Origin of the sequence: Rhodococcus sp. IEGM 1354, from assembly GCF_030056855.1 — a bacterium.
In the GTDB taxonomy this organism is placed as follows: domain Bacteria; phylum Actinomycetota; class Actinomycetes; order Mycobacteriales; family Mycobacteriaceae; genus Rhodococcoides.
On sequence record NZ_JASHKT010000002.1, the window covers coordinates 72,362 to 90,400 of the forward strand.

Genomic DNA, 18,039 nt, shown 5'->3' on the forward strand with positions numbered 1-18,039 from the left:
CGCTCCCTGGTAGGTATACGACAGAAAGTAGGCCCTCGATGAACATCGAACCCGCAGTTCCCACCACCAAGAACCCCGCCGAGCAGTTCGCCGGCGATGTGTGGCTGGACCCGATCGCGGTGCCGCACGAAGCGAATCAGACGATGGTCGTTGCGACGGTTCGATTTGCACCCGGCGCTCGCACGGCCTGGCATTCACACGAGAACGGACAGTACCTGCGCGTCACGCAGGGAATCGCGCGATTCGGAAGCCGCGACGGCACGATCATCGAGGTGCATCCAGGCCAAACCCTCTACACCCCTCCCGGCGAAGAGCATTGGCACGCACCAGCTCCCGGCGTGTACATGGAGCACATCGCGATGCTTCAGAACGGTGAGGATCCGACCACCACGACGACGTGGGCCGAGCACATCACCGACGCGCAGTACGAGGGCCGCTCATCGCAGCGGGGCCCGAACGATCGAGTCGGTCCCGTCGGGGACGTGGAAGGTGTTCCCTGCCAGGGGATCCCACTGTCCGGTTCGTGCGAATATCTCATGTCTCATCCAACCGAAAACGTAAAGAGGTAAGCATGGTGCAGAAACTCTTGATCTCTGGGGTCGCAGCAGTCGGACTGTTGCTCACGACCGCGGCCTGCTCGCAAGCATCGGACGAGGCAGGTAGTGACGGTCTGACCGGCGAGTGGCGGATGACCTCGCTCGAGGTCGGAGCAGAGGGTGATCTGACGCCCACACCGTATTCGGGGCAGGTCATCTTCACGGACGAGACGATGTCGGTACAGGCAATGAACCCGGACATGTCCGCACCGGACACCCCCTTGACGGTCCAGGGATACGAGGCGTACTTCGGTGACCTCACCACCGACGCTGATGCCGGAACCCTCACCGTCACAGTGGAATCGGCGGCAGTGCGCGATTTGATCGGGCAGACGTTCGAGCGGAACTACGAGGTCGACGGTGACACCCTGGTGCTGACACCGCGCGATCCCGCCGAAGGGTTTCGGGTGACCTACGAACGACAGTCCGCGTCGTGACGGCATCGGCCGTGCGGAGCCGAGCCTTTTCCGGTCTGGTCGCGGCGTCCTCGGTTCTCGCGCTGGCGGCCTGTTCCGCCGGGATCGCCTCGGAGTCGACGGCTGAAAGGTCCAGCTCCACCAGCGCGAGCGTCACGAGCCCAAACGTCACCAGTGCGAATGTCCCCGCCACGGTCGACGCTGCGAACGAGCAGGTCGAGAACGGAGAAGCCATGCAGATCGACATCCAAGTCGGCGAACGGATCGTCGTCGGAACGTTGAACGACACCGCGGCCAGCCGTGACCTCGTAGCCCAACTTCCGCTGACGCTCAATCTGTCCGACCACGGTTCGGTCGAAAAGACCGGGCCGCTTCCGGGAGAGTTGTCGACCGACGGAGCGCCGGGCAGTGCAGATCCGAACCCGGGCGACATCGGCTACTACGCACCGGGTAACGACTTCGTCCTCTACTACGGCGATCAGAGCGAGTTCCCAGGCATAGTCATTCTCGGCAACATGGACGAAACAGGTTCGGACACTGTCGGTTCCATCGACGGTGATGTGACGGTGACCGTTTCCCGTTCGGAGTAGCTCACTGCTGTGCAATCGGCACACATATCCCACCGGTTGAACGGCTCCGTCGGCCCGATGGGATAAGACGCGTCGGGTAGGGTGCCCGGATCTTCGGATTTCCGGAGTATCAAGGCGGTATTCAGCTCCAGTCGAGCAGGAACCGAGCGTTGATTTGGCAGCCCGTTATCCACAGACGGTGCGCTCATATTCGCGAATACCGAGGAAGAGTTGCGAAACAAAACCATTCGCGGACTGTTGATCTGGGGGATGTCGATGATCGTCATCGCCCCGGTAGCGGACTGGCTTCTCTTCGTTCTGCCCGCTGATCACGGACGGGGCCCGAGTCCATCGCAACAGGGCCGGAACGGCGAGACCACGGCGCACGTACTCGCAGGGCCTTCCTCGCACGCTGACGACGCTCTACCGTCGAGGGTGTGGACCTGGCGCGGTATCGACGAGATGACGTGAGCTGTGATCGCGTGCCGTAGTTGTAACGGTAGGACAGAGAGAAGGAATTCGTGTCGCGTGTATTGATCACCGGATCGACCGACGGCATCGGCCGTGCCGCTGCCGAATCGCTGCTCGATGCCGGGCATGAGGTGGTTGTTCACGCCCGCACACGGCAACGGTTGTCGGCGGTGGAGGACCTGACCGCCCGCGGTGCGTTCGGCGTTGTCGGCGACCTCGCTCACTTGGATCAAGTCCAGGACGTCGCTGAGCAAGCGCACCGTATCGGTTCCATCAGCGCTGTCATCCACAACGCCGGTGTCATCGACGGGGCCTCGCTTCTGCCGGTCAATGTCGTGGCACCGTACGTGCTCACCGCTCTGCTTCGGGATCCGGGGCGGCTGGTCTACCTCAGTAGCAGCATGCACCGGAGCGGGCATGCAGACCTCGCGGGCGCGGACTGGTCCGGATCGAAGGAATCGGCCTCGTATTCGGACAGCAAGCTGCTGATCACCACGCTCATGGCCGCGGTGGCCAGGCTGTGGCCCTCGGTGCTGGCGAATGCGGTCGATCCCGGTTGGGTGCCGACCAAGATGGGCGGACCGTCTGCCAGCGATGATCTCGAGCTCGGCCACGTGACCCAGGCATGGCTTGCAACCACCGACGATCCGCAGGCTCATGTCTCGGGGCGCTACTGGCACCACCAGCGCACCGAAAAGCCCCACCCCGCGAGGCACGACGAACGATTACAGAACGAACTGCTCGCTGCTCTGGCGCAGCACACCGGACTCGACCTGCAGCACAGCTAAATCGACCTGAAGGAGAACACCCTCATGACCGTCACCTATGACTTCACCGGCAAGACCGCGTTCGTCACCGGTGCCAGCGCCGGAATGGGCGCGGCAACGGCCCGCGCGTTCGCCGAAGCCGGTGCCGAAGTCGCCATTGTCGACCTCGACGGGGACGCTGCCCAGCACCTCGCAGACGAGTTGAACGCCAATGGTTTCACGGCGATTGCGGTGCAGTGCAACGTCTCCGACGAGGATCAGGTTGCCGCGGCAGTCCAGGCCACCGTCGAGGCTTTCGGCACCCTGGACATGGCGTTCAACAATGCCGGAATCATGCTTCCGCCCGTCGATTCCGCAGACGAAACCGCCGACGCATTCGACAAGATCGTTGCCGTGAACCTTCGGGGTGTGTGGGCGTCGATGAAGCACGAACTCGTACAGATGCGTGAGCAGGGGTCCGGTGCGATCGTGAACTGCTCCTCGCTCGGTGGCCTGGTCGGTGGAGCTGGTCGCGCCACGTATCACGCAACCAAGCACGGCGTCATCGGTTCCACCAAAAGCGTTGCGCTGCAATACGGGCAGCATGGAGTACGAGTCAACGCGGTGTGTCCCGGAACCATCAGTACACCCATGGTCGAACGAATGATCGCGGGCGGAGAGCTCGATTCCGACTCCGCCGCGAGCGGCGTGCCGTTGGGGCGGCTCGGGCGGCCGGAGGAGATTGCGGCGGCGGTGCTGTGGCTGTGTAGCGATGCCGCGAGCTACGTCACCGGCGTGGCTCTCCCCGTCGATGCGGGGTACACCGCGCAGTAGAGCTCGACCATGGTCGACGACTCGTGGGGTGGTCCAGCAGACCACTGTTCAGCTCGACCTTTCGTAACCTTTATAAGTCGACCAACCCCGAACGTATCGCGCAGGATTTCGACGTGTTTGATTTCGAGCTCGACGACGACGAGCTGGCCGCCGTAGATGCTCTTGACCGAGGTGTATGCGGGGGACCCGACGACGTGGACCCGACCACATTCGACGTCGAGATCACCGAACCCTGACCGGCATGCGTTGGGGGGGCTACGGTCGAGCCTCTGCGTGTTGCGCCGCCCAGGATCCGAGTAGATGCAAACGATCGGCGCTCGGCGAGCCTGGCTCCGCGGTGTAGACCATGAGGATGGATCCGGGATCAGCGGTGACGACGAGCTCCTCGTAGGCGAGGTGAATTTCGCCGACGACCGGGTGGTTGAAACGCTTCTTGCCGGCCCCATGCGTCCGAACGTTGTGGGCACCCCACAGCTTTCGGAATGTCTCGTCCCGCGTGGAGAGTTCACCGACGAGATCCTGAAGGCCCTTGTCGTGGGGGTCGCGGCCGGCTTCGGCGCGCATGATGGATACACACATCTCGGCAAAGGTGTCCCAGTCGGGATAGAACTCCCGGGACAACGGATCCAGGAACTGGAATCGAGCAAGGTTCGGCGTTCGTCCACCGTCTCCGATGATCGGGGCGTAGAACGCCCTACCGAGTTCGTTGGTCGCCAGCAGATCTTGACGCTGATTGCGAACGAAAGCCACGCCTTCCGTTATCGAGTCCAGCGCCCACTGCAGACTGATTCTCTGGTTGGTCGGGCGCGAGGCCTTGCGACGCGGCCGTCCGGAGGTCGGAATTCCGTCAGCGGCTCGTGCGAGGTCGAGTAGATGTGCGTGTTCGGTGTCGTCGAGCTGCAGGGCGCGTGAGAGTGCATCAAGCACGGACGCCGACGCACCGCCGATCGCGCCGCGCTCGATGCGTGCGTAGTACTCGACGGAGAGGCCGGCCAAGGACGCGACCTCGCTCCGTCGCAGCCCGGCGACCCGGCGGTTTATTCCGCCTACGATGCCGGCCGCGTCGGGCGTCAGCCGGGCCCGGCGCGTCATGAGGAACTCGCGTACCTCGGCTTTGTTGTTCATACATCCAAGGTTATGGCTGATCGTGACCTCGCGCGAGGCCCTGTCGGGGCACCCTTCGCGACGACGCCGGAAGTGAAGCCAAGGGGAATGAGGCTCCTGGCGTTCATCGGTGCGCTGGGTTCACGGCGTACTCACCGCGATCGTGTCGAAAGACTCCATGCTGCAGGGATTTCCGCGCAGGCAATCCAGCGACTGCAGTCACCTCTCGGCCTCGATCTGGATGCGCAGTCGCCGGAAGAAACCGCGGTATCCATTTCGGCGCAGAAAGCCGCCTGTGCACGCACATCGTGTGCGCGCACAGGCGGTATTTCGTTCTATCGTTGTCCCGGGCTGATCAGGCCAGTGTCGCCGTGTCGATGACAAATCGGTATCGGACGTCGGAGGCGAGCACGCGCTCCCAGGCGTCGTTGATCTTGTCGGCGGAGATGACCTCGATCTCGGCACCGAGATGGTGCTCGGCACAGAAGTCGAGCATTTCCTGGGTCTCGGCGATGGAGCCGATAGCGGATCCTGCGAACGTCCTGCGAGAAGGAATGAGCGAGAAGATCTGCAGCGGAAGTGGTTCCGCAGGAGCCCCCACGTTGACCATCGCGCCGTCGACGGCGAGCAGCGACAGGTGTGCGTTCAGATCGATTGGGGCGCTGACGGTGTTGATGATCAGGTCGAACGTGGACGCAAGCGTCTCGAAGGTGCCGGGGTCGCTGGTGGCGTAGTAGTGGTCTGCTCCCAGACGGAGTCCGTCTTGCTGCTTCTTCAGCGACTGCGAGAGCACGGTGACCTCGGCACCCATGGCACGGGCGATCTTGACGGCCATGTGGCCCAATCCGCCCATACCGACCACGGCGACCTTCCTGCCGGGTCCGGCACCCCAGTGGCGGAGGGGGGAATAGGTGGTGATGCCGGCACACAGGAGCGGCGCGGCAGCGTCGAGCTCGATGCCCTCGGGAATGCGGACGACGAAGTGCTCTGTGACGACCACCTGCTGGGAGTAGCCACCCTGCGTGGTGGTGCCGTCGCGGTCCGTGCTGCCGTAGGTCTGGATGTTGCCGACGAGGCAGTACTGCTCGAGTCCTTTGACGCACTGGGCGCACTCGCCGCAGGAGTTGACCATGCAGCCGACTCCGACGCGATCGCCGACGGCGTGTTTGGTGATCTCGGAGCCGATCTCGGTAACGATGCCGGCGATTTCGTGTCCGACGACCTGGGGGTAGCTGATCGGTCCCCATTCACCGCGTGCGGTGTGGATGTCGGAGTGGCAGATGCCGGCAAATTTGATGTCGATGCGGACGTCGTGAGGTCCGACGTCACGGCGCTCGATTGTGTTGGGGGAAAGTGGCTTGTCGGCTGCGGTGGCGGCGTAGGCCTTTACGGAAGTTGTCATACTTCGATACAACAACAGCGGATCCGATCGAACCAGTGTCTGATGAGAGGTGTACCGAAAGGGCACCCCTCGGTTGTCTCAGTCCGGGAGCCGAAAGGTCTATGCCCCCCGGTGCCGCCATGACGTTGGAGACCGCGGCGAGCGACAGGTCCGAGGTGGTCCGCGGCATCGTCGGTCACCGACAGCTTCTAGTGTGGTGGAACCATTGATAAGGGAGCACAGTTCGTGGGCTAGCTGACGTGCGTCGGGCAGTGAGATTCGTTCGGAGTCGTCACTTCCACAGAAGTCATCGATGGCCGGGGATGCTTGTCGCTGCTACCCACGCCACGCCACGCCACGTCACGGAAATCCAGCGTATGAAAACTCGGAAGCCCTGGCCATTGCTGGTTCGACACCGATCTCGAACCACGTCCAACCATGCTGAGCAGCAGATCGTCGTCGGCATTTTCACAGTCCAGACGATCGCCGCATCGCGACGCGTTCGGTCAGCGAACTTCGACTTCGTGGCCGGCGACCGACTGCGGCGGTGCAGACGCAGCATCGCTATCGCGACGTGCCCGGTCAATGATCACGAGCGCGGCCAGCGGAACCACAAGCAACACTGCGAACAGTGCACCCACTACGGGAATCGCAGCGGGTCCGTATCGGCTGATCGCTCGCGCTGTGACCCATGTGCCGACGGCGGTGCCGAGGTTGAACATCGACGTGCACAGCGATGTGGCCAGAGTCGGCGCGCCCTCTGCGAATCGGACGGCCATCGACATGAGCACTGGGTTCGTACCCAAGCCGGCCATTCCCGCGACAGCGAGAAGGGCGATCGATGGCGCAGCGTACGACGAGAAGACGCTCAGCAACCCGAGTGCGATCACGACTATGCCGCCACCGGTCAGCGCGGTGAGGTAGGGCGCGCGGTCTGCGAACCGACCGCTGTTGAGAGTGCCGGTGACGGCACCGACACCGAAGACGGCGAGACCTACGGGAAGAAGCCCGGCGGACAGGCCGGAGCGTTCTGTGAGCAGAGGTGCGATGAACGAATAGGTGGACATGACGGCCGTCGAGATCAGCACGCACGCTGTCATGACCACCCAGAGTCGTGCGGTGGCGATCGATGCGAGTTGTGAGCGCAGAGGGATGACCGTCGACGACGAACGACCACCGGGAACGACGCGGGCAATCGGCACTGATGCGAGTACGGCAAGTACCGCGAGGATCCAGAACGGACCGCGCCAACCCACCAGCTGGCCGGCGACAGAGCCGAGGGGCACCCCGATCACCGTCGCGAGAATACCGCCACTGAGGACCAGGCCGATGGCGCGCACACTGGCGTCCGGTCCCGCAACGCGGGACGCGACAGATGCGGCGATCGACCAGAATGCGCCCGTTGCGAGTGCGGTCACGAAGCGAGCCACGAGGATGATGGACAGGTCGTCTGTGAGTGCGACCACGATGTGTCCGGCGGAATAGACGGCGAGCGCGAGCAGAAGAGCCGTCCGTTCGGGCATCTCGAGTGCCGCCACCGCGATCAACGGGGTGGCGATCATGCCGATCGCGAACGCAGTGACCAGCAGCCCGGCTTCGGAGATGCCGATCGCGAGGTCGGAGGCGATGTCGGGCAGGAGTCCGGCAACGACGAATTCCGACGTGCCCATGAGGAACGTACCCATTGCGAGGACGTAGACGAGGAACGGCAAGGACTTTCGTTCATTGGTGGAATGAGACACAGCTGAGTTCTTTCGGGTGGGGTCGTATTGTGTCGAGCTCGGACCGAGTGCAGGCGAGATCGGCGGCCTACTCTGGGTGCGATGCCTACTTACCCCTCTGGAGGCGCAAACGTCGCGGCTCGATTCGTCTTCGACACTATTGCCCACGAAGCGCTGCTAGAAGGCACGGACAGGGAACCCCACGTCTGTCGATCGAGTAGATGGAGCGTGGCGGGGATGCCGAGATTCGAGTTCACTTCATCGGCTCGCGATCATGAGAGCGCAATCTGTTCGCAATCAACAGTTTTGACCGGATAGTGCTTACGATCTCTCTGACTTTTTCACTCGGTGCGGGGCGAACTTGCGAAAATTTTTTGCGCGACTGCATGCTCGATGTCGAACGTGAGTGACCTGATTCTCGATGCGGGTGGCAAGTTACGTCGCCCGCAACCAAGTAGCTGATACGAGCCGCAGCTGGGAAGGCAACGGCGTGCGTTCTGCACACCGAGGTGATGACCGGGAGCAGGTCGACGGAAGTCATCTTTTACTCATCACTTTGGAGCGCACCCAAGTGGATTCACGCGGACGCCGATGGTCACTCGAATCGCCGAACACGCAGCTCAATTAGCCGATGACGGACGCGAGTGCATCCACTTGAATTGTTATCTCTTGTACAGCGGGTCCGGGGTTCGAATCCCTGATGGCGCACAACGAAATGCCCGTTCACCAGAAGTTGGTGAACGGGCATTTTTGTTCGGTAGCCCGCGTCGTCAACCCACTCGACCGTCTACGCCGCTAAGCGCTCGAATCCAGTCGAGCGGCAGGGAGAAACCGTCAGCAACTCGGCCGGCCACCACACCCCTTCGAGTCGCTCATCCCTCGGCATCTCGCAACAGCCGGCTGTACTCGGCTGAGCCCTCCACTATTCGAGGGAGTCGCCGACCTGAAACTGTCCGCTGCGCAACAGCTCTTGCGTGGAATCGATTCCAGTGTGGTTGACGATCATTGCTATGTAGACCTCCAGTGTGTGAAACAGGCCGTCGGGCATCGGACCCTCGCCGTCGGGGTCATCGCCGGCTTCACGCATGCGATCTCGCCAGGGGCTGTCAGGTTCGTCGAAACCCGGCCCGTCCTTCAGGAGCGCATCGAACATAGCGGTTCGAGCACCGTCGACCCACTGGGCGACATTGCTGTGGCCGACCTGAGTGGCGAACGTGAGGGCCTCGCCACCGATCGACAGCGGTGCCATCAGTTCATCGGCCAACCCTGCCACCGACCTGCAAAGCTGTGCCCATGGCGTTCACCATCAGGCTCACGACTTCGATCGCGGCCAACCCCGCTGACGTGTTCGATCTGGAGTCGGATGCAATCGTTCACGCCGAGTCTCAGGGAGCGTACGGAGAGAGCGTGCGAGTCGATTCGAAGCGGAGTGCTCTTCGTTTGGGCGATGAAATCGACATCCGCTCGAGGCATCTCGGTGTGTGGTTCACCTTGACCAGCCGCATCACCGAGTACGAGCCCGCGAGATATTTCGTGGACGAGCAGGTCACCGGACCCTTTGCCTCGATGCGCCACGAGCACTTCTTTCTCGCACGCCGGGGTCACACGCAGATGGTCGACATCATGTCCGTCGAGTTCCGTGGCGGACGACTCGGCGCTGCGATCCTGGATATTCCAGGCAAGTTGTATCTCCGGCGCGTCCTGTGTGTTCGGAATGCGTACATCAAGAAGCGCGCCGAAGCGAAGCGTTGAAGCGACGGCCGGCAGGGGTCTGCAAACTTACACCGACACAACGGTTCTCGACCCTGTTTCTCGCCCCGTTCGGCTGCAATCGGTTCGAAAGATGCTGATCGGTATTTTTTGATGCAGACTGACAACCCGGACATAGTTCACGCGAACCAGGAGGATTGCCATGCGATCGACCAGTCGGATTCTGATCGGAGTGCTGCTCTGTGCGCCAGCACTAGCGGCGTTCCCAGCGACGGCATCAGCGGCGCAATCGACAGACGTGACCTATGCGTTCGAGGTCGACGGATCGACGGTGACCAACACGATCACCAACAACTCCGGTAGCGACCTGGCCTGCGGCACATCGTTGGCTCCGGCACCGGGCGGAGTGCTGCCGCCGGTGTGGGAGGTCGTCGGCATCGGACAGTCGCTGTATTCGACCGACGACGGGGGCCAGATCGGAATCAGCACCCAACACGTCACCAATATCCCGGCCGGCACCTATGTCGCGCTCGCATCGTGCGGTACCGAAGGCGTCGATCCGACAACAGCGTGGGTCTCCGACTATCCCGGGCTGTCCGACGTCCTCGCGACCCTGCCGTGGAACTCTTATACGGTGCAGCAGGCTTCTCCGATCGTGACGATCGAAGACTGAGCGCCTGCACAGGATTCGAGCCTCGGAAGCCGCAACCTCCGAGGTGTCGCTGCCCCGTTCTTGTGGACGGTCAGCGGCCCTTGGATCGGAGGAAGTCCGCCACCGTGGTGACAGCGGCGGGGTTGCGTGGTCCTTCTACGAGCGCTGCGTAGGGGAGGGCGATGATGTTGTTCTCGCGTACAGCGGTGGTGCCGGACATCAGGGGTTGTGCGCGTAGTTGTGCGATCTTGGCGTCCACCGAATTCGACGGTCCGGCACCGTAATCGACGATGACGATGAACTCGGGGTCGCGTTGGGCTGCGGCTTCCCAGGACGCGGTGGTCCAGGAATCGTCGAGGTCGTCGAAGATGTTGCTGCCACCGGCTTCTCGGATGATCTGCGACGGAGCTGCGGTGCGGCCGGAGGTGAAGGGCTCGGGATCGGCGCTGTCGAACAGGAACACCCGCGCCGGGTCTCGGCCGTCCGGAGCCCCGGCGTTCGCGGCACCGATCTGGTTCTCGTAGTCGGTGACGAGTCGGTCGGCCCGGTCACGAACTCCGAAGAGGTCGCCGAGGTTTCGTAGGTCGGTGTAGAGCGCGTCGAGGGGCTCCATGACTCCGCGTGCAGTACTGCCGGGTTGCCGGCATGCTTCGGTGAGTTGGTAGGGAACTGCGCCTATGCTGCGAATCCAATCGGGAGTCACACCGGTCGACTCCTTGTAGCCGTAATTCCAGCCGGCGAAAACGAAGTCCGGGTTCGCCGACTGAATCACCTCACGGGTGAAGGCGTCGGCCAGTTCCGGTGCCGCGTCGAAGGCGCTCTTCCACGGCGAGGAGTCGATGTCTCGCTCCTTGCCCGGGTAGCTGGTGTATCCGACGAGGCGGTCGGCGAGGCCGAGGGCGAACATCATCTCGGTGATGCCGGTGTCGTTGGTCAGTACCCGCTGTGGGGTACCGGTCACGGTCAGCGGCTCGCCGCAGTTGGTGACCGTCACCTGATCGCCACCCTGCTCGGTGGCTGTGTCGACCTGGGCTCCGCACGAACTGACCAGTGCTGCAACAGCGGTCGCGGCAATGGCGATCGTGCGAGGCCGGCGAAAGAGGTGGGTCATCGAGTGTCCTTGTCGTCGAAGAGAACCTGGGGAACTCCCAGGCGTGGGTGGGTGACGATGTGTCCGCCGATCCCGAACCAGGTCGAGAGCACCTTCTCGGTCACGACTTCATCGGGTGAACCCGCACAGACGATGCGGCCGGCGTGAAGTACGACCAAGCGGTCGCAGAATTGGGCGGCGATGTTCAGATCGTGAAGCGCGGCGATCACGGTGATCTGCAGGCTCGCAGCGGCGCTCAGCACTGCGTATTGGTGTCGTATATCGAGGTGATTGGTGGGTTCGTCGAGCACGAGCACGTTCGGTTGCTGGGCGAAAGCCCGTGCGATCAGGACGCGTTGGCGTTCGCCTCCGGACAATGACAGGAACGATCGGTCCAACAGATGTTCCACATCGGCGACGGTCGCGGCACGAGCGCACGCGGCGTCGTCGCGGGTGCGGTCGCGTCCGAAAGCGCCGTTGTGTGGAAGACGTCCGGTGGCGACGACCTCGCGTGCGGTGAAGTCGAAGTGCATCGAGGAGTCCTGGGTGAGTGCTGCAACCTGACGTGCGTTCTCTCGCATGGTGATTGCGGTGATGTCGCGGCCATCTACCTCGATGCGTCCGGTCGAGGGCTCGGTTGCTCGATACAGACACCGCAGCAGTGTCGACTTGCCGCTCCCGTTCGCGCCGACGATGCCGACGATGCTGCCGGCGTCCAGGCTCATGGTGATGTCGTCGATGATGCGGGTGCCGCCGATATCGACTGCGACGTCGTCGTAGTCGACGCGCATCAACGGTCGCCGATCATCGCGCCGCGGCGACGCATCAGCAGTACGAACGCCGGAACTCCGACTGCCGCGGTGATCGCCCCCAGGGGGAGCTCTTGCGGCGGTAGAATCGTTCGGGACACCAGATCCGCGGTGACGAGGAAAGCCGCACCCAGGACCGGGGTGATCACGACAAGCCTGCTGTGGTCGGCCCCGACCAGTAACCGTGCTAAGTGAGGGACGACCAGACCGACGAATCCCACTGCGCCACAGATGGATACGTAGCACCCTGTCATCGCCGCGGATGTCACGAAGAGAGTCAGCCGTAGCCGTGCTGCGTTCAAGCCCAGTGCCGCGCTGACTTCGTCTCCCATCGACAGTGCGTTGAGTCTGCGGGCCGTCAGAGCGGTCGCGGCTACTCCGGCCACGGTGACTGTGGCGGCCAGCGGGACGCTGGCCCAGGTAGCACCGGCGAGGCTGCCGAGCAACCAGAACATCACGCTGCGAGCGCCGTCGCCCTGAGGTGCCAGGAAGATCAGCACGGTCGTCATTGCAGAGAACCCGTAACCCAACGCGGTACCTGTCAGGACCAGGCGCAGTGGCACCAGCCCTACCGGGGAGCGTGCCATCACATACACCAGGGCGGTTGCGGCGAGTGCGCCGAGGAACGCTGCACTCGAGAGGGCGTAGATGCCGAGGGCGCCGAACGTGCCGAGCAGGACCACCGACGTCGCGCCTACCGATGCACCCGACGAGATTCCGAGAACGTAGGGGTCTGCGAGCGCGTTGCGCACCATCGCCTGCACCACCAGTCCGACCACTGCGAGACCTGCTCCGATGAGCGTCGCCAGCAACACCCGCGGCAGCCGAGAATCGACGACGATGCGGTAGTCGGGAACGTCACCGACGGCGATCGTGCCGCCGGACAGCTGGGCCCACAGATAGCCCATGGCGTCGGTTGCCGGGATGTGCGCGGCCCCGAACATCAGTGCCGACAGGGCTGACACTGCCCAGATCGCGGCGGCGAGCACAGTGAGGGGCAGGACCGATCTGGACTGCATGCGCAACTTTCTCCGCTGATCCCTGACCTGGCGACCTGCGAAAAGCACGGTATCCGAGGCGAATCCGCGCAGCGCGAACGACGACCTCGTCGACCGTGTCCCTCGGGATCGACAGGCGACCACGCCGGCGGCGCAGCCGCGGTGGCAGGTCTTCGGACTCGCGGACACGCCGTCCGACGACGTTCTCGGACGACTCCTACTGGCGGTCGCTTCCCGGGACCAATCCCAGTGCTCGATGACCGCGGTCGTTTCCACTCACCGCTGCGGGGCAGTTCCGGGTTCTCACCGGATTCCCTCTTACGATCCGATGACCAGCACGGCCATCGAAAACCAACGCACACGCACGATAACAGCTCATGCGTGACGCGTTGTGTCGGTCCGCTTCGCTGCAAGTCAGCGGATGTACTTCGCGGCGGATGAGTCGAAGCGTTGGGAAGAGTAGTAGTTTTCTGCCCACCCTCCACTGGAATAATCGAACCTTCATCGACGCTGATGGGTTCGTCCATCCCGAACCGAGAGGTACCTAATGCATCTGGGCGTAGACAGCTTCGTCTCTTCCGTGACCGATCCGACCGATGGCCGCGTCATCGCGCCGGAGGAGAGGATGGGGCACCTACTCGAGGAGATCGCCCTCGCGGATCAGGTCGGTCTCTACTCGTTCGGCATCGGCGAGCATCACCGCAGCGAGTACTACGATTCCGCTCCGTCGATCATTCTGGCCGCAGCTGCCGCGCGCACCGAGAACATCCGGCTCGGCAGCGCGGTCAAGGTACTCAGTGCCGACGATCCGGTGCGAGTGTTCCAGGAGTTCGCCACCCTCGACCTGATCTCGAAGGGCCGGATCGATTTGGTGGTCGGACGAGGCTCGTTCACCGAGTCTTTCCCGCTGTTCGGACTCGACTTGGCCGATTACGATTCCTTGTTCGCCGAGAAGCTGGATCTCCTGCTGCAGATTCGCGACAACGAAGAGATCACGTGGTCCGGCCGGCACCGGCCGGCGCTGAACCGTCAGGGGATCTATCCTCGTCCGCTGCAGGATCCGCTACCCATCTGGGTCGGTGTCGGCGGAACCCCCGAATCGTTCGCTCGTGCAGGGCTTTTGGGCCTACCCCTGATGATCGCCATCATCGGTGGAGAACCGCGCCAGTTCGCGCCGCTCGTCGACCTGTATCGGCGCGCCGGCGCGCAAGCGGGTCACTCGCCGGAGAAGCTGAAAGTCGGATTGCACGTGTTCGGATTCGTCGCCGACACCACCGAGGCGGCAGCCGACACCATCTACCCGGGCTGGAACGAGATGTTCACCAAGATCTCACGCGAGCGCGGGTTTGCTCGACCGAGCCGACAGCAGTTCGACGCCACGTCGGGACCCAACGGCGCGTTCTTCATGGGAGACCCGAAAACCGTGGCCGACAAGATCGTTCGAGTGAGCGAGCAACTCGGCGGTGTGGATCGACTGTCGCTGCAGATGACCAATCCGCGTCTCGCCCACGGTGATCTGTTGCGCGGCATCGAGCTACTCGGTACCGAAGTCGCTCCGCTGGTAGCCGACGCGTAAGCGGCAGCGAGCGAGAATCAGTTTGCGACCCATTCCATTTCGTCCACACCGGCGACCGGGGTCGACAGCGAACGTATCTCATTCGCATACATCGTGCGCTTGATCTCGCCGAGCACAGGGCCGCGGGTTCCGATCAAATCCGTTGCCCGCGAGAGTGCGTCGTCACGCAGCCGATCCTCGGTGGACACTGCGTCCACCAAGCCGAGGGCGGCTGCGTCCACTCCGCCGTAGCGTCGGCCCGTGGTCAGTGCTTCGTGAAACGTGTGCGGTGCGAGCTTGGCTCGGACCATGTCGACTGTTCCCGGGCTGTACGTTGCGCCGATGTTGACGCCAGGAAAGCACAGGAAGCCGCGGTCGGAGCGCATGACGCGGTAATCGTGTGCCATGACGAAGAATGCGGCGCCGCCGTAGGTGTGCCCCTGCATGGCCGCCACCGTCTGCATCGGGAGGGTCAAGAACCGCACCAACAATTCCTGCACCGTTCCGATGAATCGGTTGATCTGGTCGAGGTTCTCGGCACCCCAGGACAGGTCGACCCCGGTCGAGAAGTACTTGCCGGTCGCCGTCGTGACCAATGCAGTCGGGCCACTACTGGCTTCTACCTCGTCGAGCAGAGTGTTGACCTCGGTCACCCAATCCGGCCCCATCCGGTTCTCGGTGTCCTCGACATCGCGAGTGCCGAGATTCAACACGAACACGTCCGCGACACGATCCAGGTATGGCATGTCCCGAAGGTACCCAGCTTTCGTTGTTCTATCCCACAGCGAGGGAAGGTGGACGTGTTTGCCGGCGGAAACACCGGGTAGCTGTATCGACACAGACGATCGAACGGAGGACCGGCATGCCGACCAACGATGACCAGCCACAGCTCAAGGATCAGGATCTGTACGAGAAGCTCCGCGACGAAGGAAACTCGAAGGAGAAGTCGGCGCGCATCTCGAATGCCGCGGCCAACGAGGGCAGAAAGAACGTCGGTAAGAAGGGCGGCGAGTCCGGATCGTACGAGGATTGGACCGTCGACGAATTGACCGATCGAGCGAAGGAGATCGGCCTGGAGGGCTACTCCAAGCTGAACAAGAAAGAGCTGATCGAGGCGCTACGCAATCACTGACGTCATTCCGGCCGCAGAGACGAGTAGTACTCCTGCTGTGCGGGGTAGTAGTCGTCGAAGCTCGGCAGCGGTGCGGCGTCCCTGGATGCGATCAGCATGTCCAGGTAGTACTCCCAGCCCGGACCTATGTCGCCGACGCCGTCCGTGCTGTCGAGGCCGTGGGTCAGCACGACGAGTGTGCCGCGGCCCTTCTCGGTAAGCCTGACCTCGAGCGGCCAGCCGCCCTCGTCCGACATACTGACGGCCAGTCGTTGGGGCGGCTCGCAGGCGTCGATCGACATGTCGGCGACGGGTTCGCCGTCCTCGAAGACCATGGTGACGCGGATGCTGTCGTCGGTCACCCGTTCCCAGGGTCCGAACCACAACGCGGTCCGAGAGGATTCCGTGAGGCTGGACCACACATCCTCTCGTGACGCGGCGATGGTTCTGCTGAGCTCGAGGGCGTAGCCGGTCTCCGTCTCGCGCAGCGTGCCGGTGGGTATCGGTGCCATCGGGTCATTATGCGTCGTGCGACGATCCACCGTCGAGCACAATCATCTTGTCAATCGGTGAATTCGATCCGCACAGATATCGGGTCGGTCTGGAGGGCGCGAAAACCTGCGCCGATGAGCCGCCCGAACAGTGGGTTCGCGGAAAAAGAGCGCGCTCGCGCACTGACGTCGTCGTCGGGAACGAACGTAGCTGTGCCCGCTCGCCAGCGATCGCCGACACGGATCCTGATACGCGGGTCGTCGCCGATGTTGGCTCCCCAACCGGACCTGGTTCCGTGCTGGGAGATCACCCACGCTCCCGCCCGGTCGAACGATGCAGAGACCGGTACCTGTCGGCGCAGACCGGATCGACGGCCCACGGTCTCGATGTCGGTGACCAACGATGTTCTGACTCCGACGGATGCCAGCCCGTTCACGAGCGGGTTGGCGACGTGCTTTCCGATCCACCGCTCCCGGCGGAACTTCGCAGCTGCGGCGGACGCTGTCGTGGTGCCCCCGGCGCGCCGACTACGAAACGCGTCCCAGCCGTTGCGCTGCACCATTGCTATCGCTGTTCGCCAGGCGGGGCGTCCCGAATCGGGTTGCCCTCCATCGCCGATCAGCTGCAGTTGGTCGGTGTGCCACTGCAAGTCCAGAGCGCCGTTGATCTGTTTGAAAGCACCAGCTTTCGACGGAACTCGCAACGCGACGCGCGGGGTCTCGACCTGATCCAGTGAGCCGTCGACCAGTGAACGGGCTACTGCCGGGGCAAGAGCAGTCGGGCGACCGAGACCGACGACGTCGCACTCTCCCGATCGTACGGCCGCACTCATCACCGAACGGGTGCGGAAACCACCGGTCACCGCAAGCGGAACGCTCCCGGCTGCGTCGCGCACCGTGTGGGCGTATTCCAGGAAGTAGGCTTCGCGATCGCGAGTGCTGGAGTTGCCCATCATCGCGGGCGATTCGTAACTGCCGCCACTGATTTCGATCAGATCGATCGCTTCCTCGGCGAGATGCTCGACGGTGATGCGAGATTCCTCTTCGCTGAATCCGCCGCGCTGGAAGTCTGCAGAGTTCAGTTTGATTCCCACTGCAAAGCCGGGGGACACGGCCGCTCTGATGGCGCGCACGACGTGAAGAACGAATCGCATTCTGCCGTCGAGGTCTCCGCCCCACGCGTCCTCGCGTCGGTTCGACAGGGGTGAGAGAAACTGTGACACCAGGTATCCGTGGGCACCGTGGAGTTGCACTCCATCGAAGCCGGCCGCCTCCGCTACCGACGCGGCCAGGGCGAACCTGTCGATGATGCCTCGAATCTCGTTCTCGCTCAACGCGCGAGGTGTCGGTAGTCCGGGAACGCCGGACGCGATTGCAGACGGGGCGACGGGCGTGGCACGGGTGACGATCGGATTGGCCTGTCTTCCAGGGTGATTGAGCTGCACCCAGATGGGGACGCCACCGTCGGAGGTCGACTTCGCCCAGCGCGCGAGCGCATCGTGGTCGCGGTCGTCTTCGATGACGACGTTGCCTGGTTCGCCCAGATGAGATCGGTCGACCATCACGTTTCCGGTGACCACCAGACCGTAGCCACCCGCGCCCCAACGGCGGTACAGCGTTTCGAGCCGGGTATCGGGTGCGTGCTCGGCAGTCCCCAAGCCCTCGCTCAAGGCCGCTTTCATCACACGGTTCGGGAGGGTCAGCCCACAGGGGAGTGGGAGTGGGGTGCTCAGTTCGACGACGTCGGTCTCGGTGGGCATGGCTCGACTCCGGTTCAGGGATAGC

Annotated in this window: 21 protein-coding genes, 1 pseudogene and 1 riboswitch; of the genes and pseudogenes, 12 read left to right on the forward strand and 10 right to left on the reverse strand. The window is 63.3% G+C overall.

Annotation, left to right across the window (positions count from 1 at the left end):
• Nucleotides 1–38: 38 nt before the first annotated feature.
• The 7 genes from QM588_RS04780 (at nt 39) to QM588_RS04810 (ending at nt 3,868) form a co-directional block, all read left to right on the forward strand.
• The gene (locus tag QM588_RS04780) at nt 39–569 is read left to right on the forward strand and encodes a cupin domain-containing protein (RefSeq protein ID WP_283311940.1); all 531 of its coding nucleotides are present in this window, start codon (nt 39–41) and stop codon (nt 567–569) included.
• A 2-nt stretch (nt 570–571) separates the two neighbouring features.
• Nucleotides 572–1,033: a lipocalin-like domain-containing protein gene (locus QM588_RS04785; RefSeq protein WP_283311941.1), complete on the forward strand. Its 462-nt coding sequence runs from the start codon at nt 572–574 to the stop codon at nt 1,031–1,033.
• Nucleotides 1,030–1,602, forward strand: a complete 573-nt coding sequence (locus QM588_RS04790) for a cyclophilin-like fold protein (protein ID WP_283311942.1) — start codon at nt 1,030–1,032, stop codon at nt 1,600–1,602. Before QM588_RS04785 ends, QM588_RS04790 begins: the two co-directional genes overlap by 4 nt.
• Before the next feature lie 210 nt (nt 1,603–1,812).
• On the forward strand, nt 1,813–2,052 hold the full coding sequence (locus QM588_RS04795) for a hypothetical protein (protein ID WP_283311943.1): 240 nt from the start codon (nt 1,813–1,815) through the stop codon (nt 2,050–2,052).
• Nucleotides 2,053–2,102: 50 nt separating this feature from the next.
• Entirely contained in the window at nt 2,103–2,840 is a 738-nt protein-coding gene (locus tag QM588_RS04800) for an SDR family NAD(P)-dependent oxidoreductase (protein ID WP_283311944.1), read from the forward strand.
• 24 nt (nt 2,841–2,864) lie between these two features.
• Nucleotides 2,865–3,632 (forward strand): SDR family NAD(P)-dependent oxidoreductase, encoded by a 768-nt coding sequence (locus tag QM588_RS04805; protein ID WP_283311945.1) that lies wholly within the window; start codon nt 2,865–2,867, stop codon nt 3,630–3,632.
• Nucleotides 3,633–3,745: 113 nt separating this feature from the next.
• Nucleotides 3,746–3,868, forward strand: coding sequence for a hypothetical protein (locus QM588_RS04810; RefSeq protein ID WP_336620059.1), 123 nt, complete (start codon nt 3,746–3,748; stop codon nt 3,866–3,868).
• 19 nt (nt 3,869–3,887) lie between these two features.
• On the opposite strand, the gene QM588_RS04815 is transcribed toward QM588_RS04810, so the two are convergent.
• On the reverse strand, nt 3,888–4,757 hold the full coding sequence (locus QM588_RS04815; RefSeq protein WP_283311946.1) for a helix-turn-helix transcriptional regulator: 870 nt from the start codon (nt 4,755–4,757) through the stop codon (nt 3,888–3,890).
• A gap of 96 nt (nt 4,758–4,853) precedes the next feature.
• On the opposite strand from QM588_RS04815, the pseudogene QM588_RS04820 reads away from it, so the two are divergent.
• Nucleotides 4,854–5,117 (forward strand): annotated as a pseudogene (locus tag QM588_RS04820) (XdhC family protein); the annotation flags it as partial.
• On the opposite strand, the gene QM588_RS04825 reads toward QM588_RS04820, so the two are convergent.
• From QM588_RS04825 to QM588_RS04835, 3 genes are all read right to left on the reverse strand, one after another.
• On the reverse strand, nt 5,092–6,138 hold the full coding sequence (locus tag QM588_RS04825; RefSeq protein ID WP_283311947.1) for an NAD(P)-dependent alcohol dehydrogenase: 1,047 nt from the start codon (nt 6,136–6,138) through the stop codon (nt 5,092–5,094). The pseudogene QM588_RS04820 and the gene QM588_RS04825 sit on opposite strands and share 26 nt — an antisense overlap.
• 485 nt (nt 6,139–6,623) lie before the next feature.
• Nucleotides 6,624–7,859: an MFS transporter gene (locus QM588_RS04830; RefSeq protein ID WP_283311948.1), complete on the reverse strand. Its 1,236-nt coding sequence runs from the start codon at nt 7,857–7,859 to the stop codon at nt 6,624–6,626.
• Nucleotides 7,860–8,760: 901 nt separating this feature from the next.
• Nucleotides 8,761–9,102, reverse strand: a complete 342-nt coding sequence (locus QM588_RS04835; RefSeq protein WP_283311949.1) for a DUF6461 domain-containing protein — start codon at nt 9,100–9,102, stop codon at nt 8,761–8,763.
• A gap of 29 nt (nt 9,103–9,131) precedes the next feature.
• Here QM588_RS04835 and QM588_RS04840 point away from each other — a divergent pair, with 29 nt between their 5' ends.
• The gene (locus QM588_RS04840; protein WP_094652471.1) at nt 9,132–9,590 is read left to right on the forward strand and encodes an SRPBCC family protein; all 459 of its coding nucleotides are present in this window, start codon (nt 9,132–9,134) and stop codon (nt 9,588–9,590) included.
• 160 nt (nt 9,591–9,750) lie between these two features.
• The gene (locus tag QM588_RS04845) at nt 9,751–10,221 is read left to right on the forward strand and encodes a hypothetical protein (protein WP_283311950.1); all 471 of its coding nucleotides are present in this window, start codon (nt 9,751–9,753) and stop codon (nt 10,219–10,221) included.
• 70 nt (nt 10,222–10,291) lie between these two features.
• Here the strand turns inward: QM588_RS04845 and QM588_RS04850 are convergent, their stop codons facing one another.
• Genes QM588_RS04850 through QM588_RS04860 form a run of 3 tightly spaced genes read right to left on the reverse strand, consistent with a single transcriptional unit; the run spans nt 10,292 to nt 13,118 of the window.
• Entirely contained in the window at nt 10,292–11,311 is a 1,020-nt protein-coding gene (locus QM588_RS04850) for an ABC transporter substrate-binding protein (RefSeq protein ID WP_283311951.1), read from the reverse strand.
• Nucleotides 11,308–12,081, reverse strand: coding sequence for an ABC transporter ATP-binding protein (locus tag QM588_RS04855; RefSeq protein WP_283311952.1), 774 nt, complete (start codon nt 12,079–12,081; stop codon nt 11,308–11,310). The genes QM588_RS04850 and QM588_RS04855 overlap by 4 nt, the downstream gene beginning before the upstream one ends.
• Nucleotides 12,081–13,118, reverse strand: a complete 1,038-nt coding sequence (locus QM588_RS04860; RefSeq protein WP_336620060.1) for a FecCD family ABC transporter permease — start codon at nt 13,116–13,118, stop codon at nt 12,081–12,083. The genes QM588_RS04855 and QM588_RS04860 overlap by 1 nt, the downstream gene beginning before the upstream one ends.
• Before the next feature lie 126 nt (nt 13,119–13,244).
• A riboswitch (cobalamin riboswitch) is annotated at nt 13,245–13,468 on the reverse strand.
• Between the two features lie 176 nt (nt 13,469–13,644).
• On the opposite strand from QM588_RS04860, the gene QM588_RS04865 reads away from it, so the two are divergent.
• Complete coding sequence (locus QM588_RS04865) at nt 13,645–14,673, forward strand: LLM class flavin-dependent oxidoreductase (protein ID WP_032370179.1); 1,029 nt, start codon at nt 13,645–13,647, stop codon at nt 14,671–14,673.
• Between the two features lie 17 nt (nt 14,674–14,690).
• Here QM588_RS04865 and QM588_RS04870 read toward each other — a convergent pair whose 3' ends face one another.
• Nucleotides 14,691–15,398 carry an enoyl-CoA hydratase-related protein gene (locus QM588_RS04870; protein WP_283311953.1) on the reverse strand — a complete coding sequence of 236 codons (708 nt, stop codon included), beginning with the start codon at nt 15,396–15,398 and terminating at the stop codon, nt 14,691–14,693.
• Nucleotides 15,399–15,514: 116 nt separating this feature from the next.
• On the opposite strand from QM588_RS04870, the gene QM588_RS04875 reads away from it, so the two are divergent.
• On the forward strand, nt 15,515–15,784 hold the full coding sequence (locus tag QM588_RS04875) for a DUF7218 family protein (RefSeq protein ID WP_027497643.1): 270 nt from the start codon (nt 15,515–15,517) through the stop codon (nt 15,782–15,784).
• Nucleotides 15,785–15,786: 2 nt separating this feature from the next.
• Here QM588_RS04875 and QM588_RS04880 read toward each other — a convergent pair whose 3' ends face one another.
• Nucleotides 15,787–16,275, reverse strand: coding sequence for an SRPBCC family protein (locus QM588_RS04880; RefSeq protein WP_283311954.1), 489 nt, complete (start codon nt 16,273–16,275; stop codon nt 15,787–15,789).
• Between the two features lie 50 nt (nt 16,276–16,325).
• Entirely contained in the window at nt 16,326–18,014 is a 1,689-nt protein-coding gene (locus QM588_RS04885; RefSeq protein ID WP_283311955.1) for a nitroreductase family deazaflavin-dependent oxidoreductase, read from the reverse strand.
• Nucleotides 18,015–18,039 lie beyond the last annotated feature (25 nt).